General features: G+C 66.6%; 15 protein-coding genes. All 15 read left to right on the forward strand.

Features of this window, described 5'->3' with window-relative positions:
• Positions 1-52: 52 nt before the first annotated feature.
• The 15 genes from BMX57_RS04440 to BMX57_RS04505 all read left to right on the forward strand — a co-directional run bounded on the left by BMX57_RS04440 (position 53) and on the right by BMX57_RS04505 (position 12,261).
• On the forward strand, positions 53-760 hold the full coding sequence (locus tag BMX57_RS04440; RefSeq protein ID WP_229724179.1) for a flavodoxin family protein: 708 nt from the start codon (positions 53-55) through the stop codon (positions 758-760).
• Between the two features lie 7 nt (positions 761-767).
• Positions 768-2,288 (forward strand): AMP-binding protein, encoded by a 1,521-nt coding sequence (locus BMX57_RS04445; RefSeq protein ID WP_092362917.1) that lies wholly within the window; start codon positions 768-770, stop codon positions 2,286-2,288.
• Positions 2,285-2,797, forward strand: coding sequence for a hypothetical protein (locus BMX57_RS04450; protein ID WP_092362919.1), 513 nt, complete (start codon positions 2,285-2,287; stop codon positions 2,795-2,797). The genes BMX57_RS04445 and BMX57_RS04450 overlap by 4 nt, the downstream gene beginning before the upstream one ends.
• Before the next feature lie 9 nt (positions 2,798-2,806).
• A complete protein-coding gene (locus BMX57_RS04455) occupies positions 2,807-4,411 on the forward strand; it encodes a carboxyl transferase domain-containing protein (RefSeq protein ID WP_092362921.1) in 1,605 nt (534 codons plus the stop codon).
• A 2-nt stretch (positions 4,412-4,413) separates the two neighbouring features.
• Positions 4,414-4,839 carry an ASCH domain-containing protein gene (locus BMX57_RS04460; protein WP_218142414.1) on the forward strand — a complete coding sequence of 142 codons (426 nt, stop codon included), beginning with the start codon at positions 4,414-4,416 and terminating at the stop codon, positions 4,837-4,839.
• A 4-nt stretch (positions 4,840-4,843) separates the two neighbouring features.
• Positions 4,844-6,775, forward strand: coding sequence for an acetyl/propionyl/methylcrotonyl-CoA carboxylase subunit alpha (locus tag BMX57_RS04465; protein ID WP_092362923.1), 1,932 nt, complete (start codon positions 4,844-4,846; stop codon positions 6,773-6,775).
• Positions 6,776-6,848: 73 nt separating this feature from the next.
• Positions 6,849-7,703, forward strand: coding sequence for a hydroxymethylglutaryl-CoA lyase (locus BMX57_RS04470; RefSeq protein WP_092363107.1), 855 nt, complete (start codon positions 6,849-6,851; stop codon positions 7,701-7,703).
• Positions 7,704-7,737: 34 nt separating this feature from the next.
• Positions 7,738-8,517 (forward strand): crotonase/enoyl-CoA hydratase family protein, encoded by a 780-nt coding sequence (locus tag BMX57_RS04475; protein WP_092362925.1) that lies wholly within the window; start codon positions 7,738-7,740, stop codon positions 8,515-8,517.
• A gap of 181 nt (positions 8,518-8,698) precedes the next feature.
• The gene (locus tag BMX57_RS04480) at positions 8,699-9,064 is read left to right on the forward strand and encodes an NADH-quinone oxidoreductase subunit A (protein ID WP_092362927.1); all 366 of its coding nucleotides are present in this window, start codon (positions 8,699-8,701) and stop codon (positions 9,062-9,064) included.
• Complete coding sequence (locus tag BMX57_RS04485; protein ID WP_092362929.1) at positions 9,055-9,588, forward strand: NuoB/complex I 20 kDa subunit family protein; 534 nt, start codon at positions 9,055-9,057, stop codon at positions 9,586-9,588. Before BMX57_RS04480 ends, BMX57_RS04485 begins: the two co-directional genes overlap by 10 nt.
• Positions 9,585-9,794, forward strand: coding sequence for a YodC family protein (locus BMX57_RS04490; RefSeq protein WP_092362931.1), 210 nt, complete (start codon positions 9,585-9,587; stop codon positions 9,792-9,794). Before BMX57_RS04485 ends, BMX57_RS04490 begins: the two co-directional genes overlap by 4 nt.
• The gene (locus BMX57_RS04495) at positions 9,794-10,399 is read left to right on the forward strand and encodes an NADH-quinone oxidoreductase subunit C (protein WP_092362933.1); all 606 of its coding nucleotides are present in this window, start codon (positions 9,794-9,796) and stop codon (positions 10,397-10,399) included. Before BMX57_RS04490 ends, BMX57_RS04495 begins: the two co-directional genes overlap by 1 nt.
• The gene (locus BMX57_RS20590; protein ID WP_177175379.1) at positions 10,399-10,569 is read left to right on the forward strand and encodes a hypothetical protein; all 171 of its coding nucleotides are present in this window, start codon (positions 10,399-10,401) and stop codon (positions 10,567-10,569) included. Before BMX57_RS04495 ends, BMX57_RS20590 begins: the two co-directional genes overlap by 1 nt.
• A gap of 4 nt (positions 10,570-10,573) precedes the next feature.
• A complete protein-coding gene (locus tag BMX57_RS04500) occupies positions 10,574-11,788 on the forward strand; it encodes an NADH-quinone oxidoreductase subunit D (protein ID WP_092363109.1) in 1,215 nt (404 codons plus the stop codon).
• Positions 11,785-12,261: a hypothetical protein gene (locus BMX57_RS04505; RefSeq protein ID WP_143057878.1), complete on the forward strand. Its 477-nt coding sequence runs from the start codon at positions 11,785-11,787 to the stop codon at positions 12,259-12,261. Before BMX57_RS04500 ends, BMX57_RS04505 begins: the two co-directional genes overlap by 4 nt.
• Position 12,262: the final 1 nt, after the last annotated feature.

The following is a 12,262-nucleotide window of genomic DNA, read 5'->3' on the forward strand; positions in this document are numbered from 1 at the left end:
CGGGTGCCGGGTGGCCTTCGCCGCCCGGCGTCATATGGACAGGGAGAGCAGCATGGCGAACCTCAAGGCGCTCTACATCAACACCTCGCTGCAACGGCAAAGCGGCGACAGCCATACCCGCGTCCTGCTCGAAGCCTCGGGCCGAATCCTTGCCGATCAGGGCGTTGCGGTCGAGCATCTGCATCTTCTGGACCACCAGGTGCCGCCCGGCGTCTATCCCGACATGACCGAACATGGCTGGGACACGGACGACTGGCCCGCGATTTGGGACCAGGTGCAGGCCGCCGACATCCTTGTCATCGGCACGCCGATCTGGCTGGGCGAGGAAAGCAGCGTCTGCCGCATCCTGATCGAGCGGCTTTATGCCATGTCCGGCGAACTGAACGAGCGGGGCCAGTCGGTCTACTATGGCAAGGTCGGCGGTTGCGTGATCACCGGAAACGAGGACGGCATCAAGCACAGCGCGATGACCATCGGATTCGCGCTGAACCATCTGGGCTATACCATTCCGCCGCAGGCCGACTGCGGCTGGATCGGCGAGGCGGGGCCGGGGCCGTCCTTCGGTGACCAGCTCGAGGATGGCAAGCGGGCGGGGTTCGACAATGATTTCACGCGGCGCAACACCACCATCATGACATGGAACCTGCTGCATCTGGCACGCATTCTGCGGCAGGCGGGCGGCTATCCGAACCGGGGTAACGACCGGACTGCCTTCGCCGATGGAGACCGGTTCGGCTTTGCCCTGCCCGGCGAGGGGTAGGGGCGACATGGTCGATGTCATACCCGGATTGCGCCCTGATGGCGGATGGGATCTGCCCGACCGCCTGAACATGGCGGCGCAATGCCTGTCCCAGCCGTCGGACCGGGTGGCGATCGTGGATGTCACGGGTGCGCAACGACGCGACATCACCTATGGCGATCTGGCCGGGATGACCGACCGCCTGGCGCACGGCATTGCGCCGCGCGTGGCGCCTGGGGACCGTGTTGGCGTCCTGCTCAGCCAGTCGCCGTGGTGTGCCGCCGCCCATCTGGCAATCTGGAAGCTGGGCGCGATTTCGGTGCCGCTCTTCAAACTGTTCCAGCGCGGCGCGCTGCAAAGCCGGATCGAGGATGCCGGCGCGGCGCTGGTCATGACCGACGACGAGGGCGCGGCGCTGCTGGGCGACCTGGCCGAGCCGCTGATCGCCGAGCAGGTCGGGCGGGATGGCCCGCCGGTGCCCTGTGTCGAGACCGGGCCCGACGATCCGGCGGTGCTGATCTATACCAGCGGCACCACCGGCAAGCCCAAGGGCGCCCTGCACGGGCACCGCGTGCTGACCGGCCATCTGCCCGGGGTCTCGATCAGCCACAACCACCTGCGCGAAGGCGACTGCCTGTGGACCCCGGCGGACTGGGCCTGGATCGGCGGGCTGTTCGATGTGCTGATGCCGGGGCTGGCATTGGGTGTGCCGGTGGTCGCGGCGCGGCTGAAGAAGTTCTCGCCAGAAGCGGCGGCGGAGGTGATCGCCCGTGGCGGCGCGAGAAACGTGTTCTTTCCGCCCACCGCGTTGCGGATGCTCAAGGCCGCCGATCAGTCCATTCCCGGCCTGCGCTCGGTCGCGTCGGGCGGCGAGCCGCTGGGGGCCGAGATGCTGGCCTGGGGGCGCGAGGCGTTCGGGCTGGAGATCAACGAGTTCTACGGCCAGACCGAATGCAACATGGTGGTCTCTGCCTGCGCCGAGGCGTTCCCGGCGCGACCGGGCTGCATCGGCAAGCCGGTGCCGGGGCACGCGGTGGCGGTGATCGACCCGGACGGCAACCCGACCGACGCCGAGGGCGATGTCGCCATCCGACGCGGCTCGGCCTCAATGATGTTGGAATACTGGCAAGAGCCTCAAGCCACGGCCGGGAAATTCCGCGGCGACTGGCTGATCACCGGCGACCGGGGCGTGTGGGAGGGCGATTTCCTGCGCTTTGTCGGCCGCGAGGATGACGTGATCACGTCGGCCGGCTACCGCATCGGCCCGGCCGAGATCGAGGATTGCCTGCTGACCCATCCCGCCGTCGCCACCGCCGGCGTGGTCGGCAAGCCGGATCCCCAGCGCACGGAGATCGTCAAGGCCTATGTGGTGCTCAAGCCGGGGGCAGGGGCGTCGGAGCGGGAGTTGCAGGACTGGGTCAAGGACCGGCTCGCCCGGTATTCCTATCCCCGTGAGATCGCGTTTCTGGACGCGCTGCCGATGACGGTGACGGGGAAGGTGATCCGGAAGGAACTGAAGGCGCGGGCGACCAAGGAGGTTGCGGGATGAGGCAAATGTCGGTTCCGATCTTCATCAGTGCGGCCATCACACTGCTGTTCTGCCCGCCGTCCAACGCGCAGCAGGCCACGTCGCCCTTTGACACCCGTGGATTTTTGGACGCTTGTGCGGGTTTCGTCCCCGATGTGGATTTCGCTATTCCGATGGACGGCCAATGCGTGAACCAGGCGCGCAAGATGTGCAGTCTCGCCTTCGGCATGTCGGAGAACGAGGTCTGCCTGAAGGACGTCACCGCGTGGCTGCAGGACGAGACCCATCGGATCTGGCAATCCCTGCCCGAAGACGCGCGGGGCAAGTATGACGAGCCGCCGACGGGTCAACAGATGGCCGAGGACGGATTCGGCCCGGATCTTGGGCAAAGCCTGCCAGACTGCGAGGATGTGGAAATACCGGACGTATCGGCAGGCGTGGTCTGTGACTATTTCCAAGCGGTTCCGACCTGGCACGCGGTGCGCATCATGCAAAGGTCGGCGTCAGCAATTGAGCCGGACAAGGAGTAAGGACACCAAATGAAACTCATCTCAAAAGCCTTGCCCTCTTCCGAGGCGTTCCAAGCCAACCGCGCCGCCCATCTCGACGCGCTGGCGCAGATCGCCGACGCCGCCGAAGCCGCGCGCATGGGCGGTGGCGAGAAATCCCGCGCCCGGCACGAAAGCCGGGGCAAGATGTTGCCGCGGCGGCGGGTGGCGAACCTTTTGGATCCGGGCTCGCCGTTTCTCGAGATCGGCGCGACGGCGGCGCATGGCATGTATGACGGCGCCGCCCCCTGCGCGGGCGTGGTCGCCGGCATCGGCCGGGTGCACGGTCAGGAGGTCATGGTGGTCTGCAACGACGCCACGGTGAAGGGCGGCACCTATTACCCGATGACGGTCAAGAAACACCTGCGCGCGCAGGAGATCGCCGAGGAGAACCATCTGCCCTGCATATACCTGGTGGATTCCGGCGGCGCCAACCTGCCCAACCAGGACGAGGTCTTCCCCGACCGCGACCATTTCGGCCGGATCTTCTACAACCAGGCCCGGATGAGCGCCAAGGGGATCCCGCAGATCGCGGTGGTCATGGGCTCCTGCACCGCCGGGGGGGCCTATGTGCCGGCCATGTCCGATGTCACCATCATCGTGCGCGAGCAGGGCACGATCTTTCTTGCCGGTCCGCCGCTGGTCAAGGCGGCCACGGGCGAGGTGGTGACCGCCGAGGAACTGGGTGGCGGGGACGTGCACACGCGGCTTTCCGGCGTGGCGGACTATCTGGCCGAGGACGACGCGCACGCGCTGTCGCTGGCCCGCCGTGCGGTGCAGTCGCTCAACTTTCGCAAGGCGCAGAGCGTCGACTGGGCCAGCCCCGAGGATCCGGCCTATGACCCCGACGAGATCCTCGGCGTGGTGCCCGCCGATTTGCGCACGCCCTACGACATCCGCGAGGTGATCGCCCGGCTGGTCGACGGTTCGCGCTTCGACGAGTTCAAGCCGCGTTTCGGCGAGACGCTGGTGACCGGGTTTGCCCATGTGAAGGGCTGCCCCATCGGCATCGTGGCCAATAACGGCGTCTTGTTTTCCGAGGCCGCGCAGAAAGGCGCGCATTTTGTCGAACTGTGCAGCCAGCGAAAGATCCCGCTTGTGTTCCTGCAGAACATCACCGGCTTCATGGTCGGCCGCAAATACGAGAACGAGGGCATCGCCCGGCATGGCGCCAAGATGGTTACGGCGGTTGCCACGACCTCGGTGCCCAAGATCACCATGCTGGTGGGCGGCTCTTTCGGCGCGGGCAATTACGGCATGGCGGGGCGGGCCTATCAGCCGCGCTTCCTGTGGACCTGGCCCAACAGCCGCATCAGCGTGATGGGCGGCGAACAGGCCGCGGGCGTGCTGGCCACGGTCAAGCGCGACGCCATCGAGCGTCAGGGCGGTGAATGGTCGCCCGAGGAGGAGGCCGATTTCAAACGCCCCACAATCGAGATGTTCGAGCACCAGTCGCATCCGCTCTATGCGTCGGCACGGCTCTGGGATGACGGCATCATCGACCCGCGCAAATCCCGCGACGTGCTGGCGCTGTCGCTGGCCGCCGCGCTGAACGCACCCATCGAGGAGACACGTTTCGGCGTGTTCCGGATGTGAGGATGGCCATGACGCTGGACCAGGCCCGGGCGCTCTACCCTGGGGCCGAGACCTTCACCCCCGGGGACAGCCGGGCATTGTGCGACAGCCTGCTGGCGCTGATGCGGTCCGGGCGCAAGGTCGCTTCCTGCGGGGCGGCGCGCGACTATGACGAAGGCGGCGAGGCCATGCCGCTGGTGGGTCGACGCGATATCGCGCTGGACTGGGACGGGCGGCCGGCGCTGGTGATCGAGACCACCGAGGTCACGATCCGCCGCTACTGCGATGTCGACGCGGATTTCGCGCTGTCCGAGGGTGAGGATGAAACGCTGGAGGGCTGGCGCGAGGGCCACCGCCGGTTTTTCCAACGCAACGGCGGGTTCGACCCGGAAATGCAACTCGTGTGCGAGCGGTTCCGGCTCGTCGAAGATCTGTCTGCAAGGGGGTAATGCCGTGTTTTCAAAGATCCTGATCGCAAATCGCGGTGAAATCGCCTGCCGGGTAATGGAGACGGCGCAATCCATGGGCGTGGCCTGCGTCGCCGTTCATTCCGAGGCCGATGTCGCCGCCAAGCATGTGGCGATGGCCGACGAGGCGGTGCCGATCGGCGGCGCCGCCCCGGCGGACAGCTATCTCAGGGGCGATGTCATCATCGAGGCGGCGCTGGATACCGGGGCGCAGGCCATCCACCCCGGCTACGGTTTTCTCAGCGAGAACCCCGAATTCGTGGACCTGGTCGAGGCGGCCGGGCTGACCTTCATCGGCCCGTCGGCGGATGCGATCCGGGCGATGGGACTCAAGGACGCGGCCAAGAAGCTGATGGAAGAGGCCGGCGTGCCGGTGGTGCCGGGCTATCACGGCAACAACCAGGATCCCGAGCATCTGTCGGGCGCGGCGGATGCCATCGGCTATCCGGTGCTGATCAAGGCGGTCGCCGGCGGCGGCGGCAAGGGGATGCGGCTGGTCGAGCGGTCGCAGGATTTCGCCGCGGCGCTGGACAGTGCGCGGGGCGAGGCCAGGACCGCATTCGGCAACGACGCGGTGCTGATCGAGAAATTCGTGACCAAGCCGCGCCATATCGAGGTGCAGGTATTCGGTGACGGCACCCACGCCGTGCACCTGTTTGAACGCGACTGCTCGCTGCAGCGCCGTCATCAGAAAGTGATCGAGGAGGCCCCCGCGCCCGGCATGACCGACGAGATGCGCGCGGCGATGGGGCAGGCGGCGGTGCGCGCCGCCGAGGCCATCGGCTACAAGGGCGCGGGCACGGTGGAGTTCATCGTCGACGCCTCGGACGGTCTGCGTCCCGACCGGTTCTGGTTCATGGAGATGAACACCCGTCTGCAGGTGGAGCATCCGGTGACCGAGGCGATCACCGGCGTCGATCTGGTGGAATGGCAGCTGCGCGTCGCTTCGGGCGAAAGCCTGCCTGCGCGGCAGGAGGATCTGTCGATCACCGGACATGCCTTCGAGGCCCGGCTCTATGCCGAGGACGTGCCCAAGGGGTTCCTGCCCGCGACCGGGACGCTCAGCCACCTGGCCTTTCCGCAAGGCTGCCGCGCCGATAGCGGCGTGCGCGCGGGCGACACGATCAGTCCGTGGTATGACCCGATGATCGCCAAGGTGATCGTGCATGGCCGCACCCGCGCCGTGGCCCTGTCGCAGCTTGCCGCCGCGCTGGACGGCACGCAGGTCGGCGGAACCGTGACCAACCTGGCCTTTCTGGGGGCGCTGGCCCGCCATGACGGGTTCGCGGCGGCCGACGTCGATACCGGCCTGATCGGGCGGGATCTGGACGCGCTGGTGCAGGACCCCGCGCCCGAGCCGCGCCACAGGGTGGCGGCGGCGATGCAGGCGCTGAACCTGGTCGAGACGCGCGAGGACAGCGGCTTCACCCTCTGGGCGCCGCTGCACCGCGCCGTGCAGCTGAGCCATCGGGGCGAGGCGTTCGAGGCCGATGTGCAGGTGGCCGGTCCCGACCGCCAGATCTGGCGCGTCGGCGAGGCCGAGGTCATCGCCGAGCGCCGGGGCGGGGCATGGCGCGTCGGCGGCGAACGCCTACCGGCGATGTCGCGCTCGGGGCATACGATCACGGTCTTCGACCGATACGGGCTGGTATTCGAGGTGATCGACCCGCTGGAGCGCGACGCGCTGGCCGGGGGCGACCTGAATGTCGTCGAGGCGCCGATGCCCGGTCTGGTCAAGGCGGTTTTTGCCGAGGCCGGCCAGAGTGTGAGCGCCGGCGATCGGCTGGCCATCCTGGAAGCCATGAAGATGGAGCATTCGCTGCTGGCCGCCCGCGACGGGGTGGTGGCCGAAGTGCTGGCCGCGGCAGGCACCCAGGTCGAGGCCGGCGCCGCCCTGGTGCGGCTGGAGGAGGAATGAGCTTGCCCGCGCCGGCACCTCGGCGCAGTCTGATCCGACCGGCAGGCAATCGAAACTGGAAATGGGGCAGGGCATGAGCGAACGGGTCGAAATCTTCGAGGTCGGTCCGCGCGACGGGCTGCAGAACGAAGCGCGCGAGATACCTGTGGCCGAGAAGGTGGCGCTGGTCGATTGCCTGAGCCGCGCCGGGTTCAACAGGATCGAGGTGGCGAGCTTTGTGTCGCCGAAATGGGTGCCGCAGATGGCCGGATCGGCCGAGGTTCTGGCGGGCATCACCCGGGCCGAGGGCGTGCGCTATGCCGCGCTTGCGCCCAACATGCGCGGCTATGAGGATGCGCTGGCGGCCAAGGCCGACGAGATCGCGATCTTCGCCTCCGCCTCCGAGGGCTTCTCCAAGGCCAACATCAACGCCAGCATCGCCGAATCCATCGACCGGTTCGTGCCGATCCTCGAGGCTGCACGGCATATCGACCTGCCGGTGCGCGGCTATGTCTCCTGCGTGACCGACTGCCCCTATGACGGGCCGGTGCCGCCCGAGAAGGTGGCCGAGGTCGCCGACCGGCTGTTCGGGCTGGGATGCTACGAGATCTCGCTGGGCGACACGATCGGGCAGGCGACGCCCGACGCCGTGGCCCGGATGCTGCTCAAGGTGCGCGAGGTGGTGCCGGCCACCCGGCTGGCAGGCCATTTCCATGACACGGCGGGCCGGGCGCTGGCCAATATCGACGCCTCGCTTTCGCTGGGCGTGCGGGTATTCGATGCCGCCGCGGGCGGGCTGGGCGGCTGTCCCTATGCGCCGGGCGCGGCCGGCAACGTCGCCACCGAGGCGGTGCATGACCACCTGGTGCGGCTGGGCTATGAGACCGGGCTGGATCGTGCGGTGCTGGACGAGGCCGCCGGGATAGCGCGCGCGATGCGGGTCGGGTAGGCCACCAACACAGCTTTCAGCGGAAAGGAGCGGCATGTTCGAAACCCTCACGATCGAGACCGACGAGCGCGGCGTTGCCACGCTGACCCTGAACCGGCCGGACAAGCACAACGCCATGTCGGCGCGGATGCTGGCGGATCTGACGCAGGCGGCGGCGCAGTTGGGGTCGGACCCGGCGGTGCGCGTCGTGGTGCTGACCGGCGCGGGCAAGAGCTTCTGCGCCGGGGGCGACCTGGGCTGGATGAGGGCACAGATGGCGGCCGATCCCGAGACCCGCTTTGTCGAGGCGCGCAAGCTGGCCGAGATGCTGCAAGCGCTCAACACCCTGCCCAAGCCGCTGATCGGCGCGCTGCAGGGCAACGCGTTCGGGGGCGGGGTGGGGCTGGCCTCGGTCTGTGATGTCGCGCTTGGCGTCGACAGCCTGAAGATGGGGCTGACCGAAACCCGGCTGGGCCTGATCCCGGCCACCATCGGCCCCTATGTGATCGCCCGCATGGGTGAGGCGCGGGCGCGGCGGGTGTTCATGTCGGCGCGGCTGTTCGATGCGGGCGAAGCCGTGGAGCTGGGACTTCTGGCCCGCGCCGTGCCCGCCGATGCGCTGGGCGCGGCGGTCGAGGCCGAGGTCACGCCCTATCTCGCCTGCGCACCGGGCGCGGTCGCCTCGGCCAAGCAGCTGGCCCGCGATCTCGGCCCGCGCATCGACGACGCGGTGATCGACCACACCATCCGCGCGCTGGTCGACCGCTGGGAGACCGAGGAAGCCGGCGAGGGGATCGGCGCGTTCTTCGACAAGCGCCGCCCGAACTGGGGATGACACAACCGGCGCTGCAGCGATTGACACGCCGGCCCGCTATCCTACCGTTCATGCGTCGATAAAGCCCATCGCAATGCGTCGCGCTCGGTTGACGCTTCCGGGGTGCACGGGTAGAGAAAACCCGGTCGATACGCCAATTGACGGCGCGCCCCGGACGTGACGCGCAGGAAAGGAGCCACTCGTGGAAGAGTTGTTGCGGGAGTATCTCCCCATTCTGGTGTTTCTGGTCGTGGCTGTCGGACTGGGCCTCGTCCTGATCCTGGCCGCGGTGATTCTGGCGGTGCGGAACCCCGACCCCGAGAAGGTCAGCGCCTATGAATGCGGGTTCAACGCCTTCGACGACGCCCGGATGAAGTTCGACGTGCGCTTCTATCTGGTGGCCATCCTGTTCATCATCTTCGACCTGGAAATCGCGTTCCTGTTTCCCTGGGCCGTGGGCTTCAAGGACATCAGCGATGCCGGCTTCTGGTCGATGATGATCTTCCTGGCCGTGCTGACGGTCGGCTTTGCTTATGAATGGAAGAAGGGGGCGCTGGAATGGGAGTGATGACCGGATCCAACACCGCGCAGGGCGATCAGGAATTCGCCACGCAGGCCCTGAACGCCGAGTTGCAGGACAAGGGGTTCCTGCTGACCTCGACCGAGGACATCATCAACTGGGCGCGCACCGGCTCGCTGCACTGGATGACCTTCGGCCTGGCCTGCTGCGCGGTCGAGATGATGCACACCTCGATGCCGCGCTACGATGCCGAACGCTTTGGCATCGCCCCGCGCGCCAGCCCCCGCCAGTCGGACGTGATGATCGTGGCCGGTACGCTGACCAACAAGATGGCCCCGGCGCTGCGCAAGGTCTATGACCAGATGCCCGAGCCGCGCTATGTGGTCTCGATGGGGTCCTGCGCCAATGGCGGCGGGTATTACCACTACAGCTATTCCGTGGTGCGCGGCTGCGACCGCATCGTGCCGGTGGACATCTACGTGCCCGGCTGCCCGCCGACCGCCGAGGCGCTGCTCTACGGTCTGATGCAGCTGCAACGCAAGATCCGCCGCACGGGAACGATCGTGCGATGATGGCGTCCCAGCCGATCAAGCCCGGCGATGTCGTCCGGCTCAAGAGCGGCGGGCCGGCCATGGTCGTGGAAAGCGTCATATCGGGCGACGTGGTGAACTGCGTGTGGTTCAGCGAGGGACGAAAGCTCCAGACGTCCTTTGTGTGCCAGACGCTTGAACGGGCAGAGATCCGCGATCTCTCCCAGGGTGAAAAACGGGTGCAGTGATGAGCGACGCTCTGAAGGAACTAGGCCAGCATATCGAACTCAAGCGCCCCGATTGCGTGCTGTCCTGGGACGTGACCCATGACGAGCTCAATGTCGATGTGGCGCTGCCCAACATCGTCGGGCTGGTCGACTTCCTCAGGACCGACGCCACCTGCAAGTTTTCGTCTCTGGTGGACATCACCGCGGTGGATTACCCCGACCGGGCCAAGCGGTTCGACGTGGTTTATCATCTGCTCAGCATGTACCAGAACCAGCGCATCCGCCTGCGTGTAAGCGTGCGCGCGGACGAGATGGTGTCTTCGATCGTCTCGGTGCATCCCTCGGCCAACTGGTTCGAGCGCGAGGTGTTCGACATGTTCGGCATCCTGTTTTCCGGCCACCCGGACCTGCGCCGCATTCTTACCGACTATGGCTTTCGCGGCTATCCGCTGCGCAAGGATTTCCCGACCACCGGCTATACCGAGGTGCGCTATGACGAAGAACGCAAGCGCGTGGTCTACGAGCCGGTCAACCTGGTCCAGGAATACCGGCAGTTCGATTTCATGAGCCCGTGGGAAGGGGCGGAATACATCCTGCCGGGTGACGAGAAGAAGGAGGCCGGGTGATGGGTGGCCTTCTATGGATCATCAGCGCGCTGACCGCCATTCCGATGCTGAAGCTGCTGCCGCATTTCGGCATCAACAAATACTGGGCCCTGGCCTGCGTCGTGCCCATCGGCGTGCCGCTGCTGGCCTGGTACATGGCGGTCAAGCTGCAAGAGCTGGAGAAACTGTGACATGATGGACGGCTCCAAAGGCTTCGAAGACGCCCTGACCGGCGAACAGAAGATCCGCAACTTCAACATCAATTTCGGCCCCCAGCACCCGGCGGCGCATGGCGTGCTGCGGCTGGTGCTGGAGCTGGACGGCGAGATCGTCGAGCGCTGCGACCCGCATATCGGCCTGTTGCACCGCGGCACCGAAAAGCTGATGGAAAGCCGCACCTACCTGCAGAACCTGCCCTATTTCGACCGCCTGGACTACGTGGCGCCGATGAACCAGGAACATGCCTGGTGCCTGGCCATCGAGAAGCTCACCGGGGTCGAGGTGCCGCGCCGCGCCAGCCTGATCCGGGTTCTCTACAGCGAGATCGGGCGCATTCTGAACCACCTGCTGAACGTCACCACGCAGGCGATGGACGTGGGTGCGCTGACGCCGCCGCTCTGGGGGTTCGAGGAACGCGAAAAGCTGATGGTGTTCTACGAGCGCGCCTGCGGGGCGCGGCTGCACGCGGCCTATTTCCGCCCGGGCGGGGTGCACCAGGACCTGCCGGATGCGCTTCTGGACGATATCGAGGAATGGAGCCACGCCTTCCCCAAGGTTCTCGACGATATCGACGGGCTTCTGACGGAAAACCGCATCTTCAAGCAGCGCAATGCCGATATCGGCGTCGTGACCGAAGAGGACATCCTGCAATACGGCTTCTCCGGCGTGATGGTGCGCGGGTCGGGCCTGGCCTGGGACCTGCGCCGCGCGCAGCCCTATGAATGCTACGACGAGTTCGACTTCCAGATCCCCGTGGGCAAGAACGGCGACTGCTACGATCGCTACCTGGTGCGCATGGAAGAGATGCGCCAGTCGCTGGGCATCGTCCAGCAGGCCATCGCCAAGCTGCGCGAGGAGCCGGGCGAGATCCTGGCCCGGGGCAAGATCACGCCGCCTTCGCGCACCGACATGAAGACGTCGATGGAGGCTCTGATCCATCACTTCAAGCTCTACACCGAGGGCTTCCACGTGCCGGCAGGCGAGGTCTATGCCGCCGTCGAGGCGCCCAAGGGCGAATTCGGCGTCTACCTCGTGGCCGACGGCACCAACCGGCCCTACCGCGCCAAGCTGCGCGCGCCGGGCTTCCTGCACCTGCAGGCGATGGATCATGTCGCCAAGGGCCATCAGCTGGCCGACATTGCCGCGATCATCGGCACGATGGATGTGGTCTTCGGGGAGATCGACCGGTGATCCGTGGCCTTGCTCTCGTTGTGGCATGCGCCCTGGCCATGCCCGCCTCGGCACAAGGCTTCGCCGAGCTGATCGAGGAGTCCATCGGCTATACTTATGTCCGCGACAACGTCGTGATGATCGAAACCGAATCCGGCGGCGCATTCTGCAAGCTTGATGTGGCAGATGCGGATTTTGCCGCCGTGAAGAACGGCTTGCCGGCCATCGGCCCGGCGGCGACCTGCCTTCCCTATACCGTCCTGAATGGCCGGATGGACTCGTCGGACAGCCGGTCCTTCACCGACATGATCGACGAGTCCGCGGGCTATGTCGGCGTGCGCGAGGGGGTCGTGCTTGTCGAAGAGGGCACCCGCTCAGCCATCTGCCAGATCACCATCAGCGATGCCGATTTTGCCCGGTTCGAAAGCCTGGGCGAAGGCGGTGTATCGGATGCGCGCGCGGTCTGCATCCCTGTCAGCGAGCTTGAGAACTGAA

The organism is Cribrihabitans marinus (assembly GCF_900109035.1).
Classification (GTDB): Bacteria; Pseudomonadota; Alphaproteobacteria; order Rhodobacterales; family Rhodobacteraceae; genus Cribrihabitans; species Cribrihabitans marinus.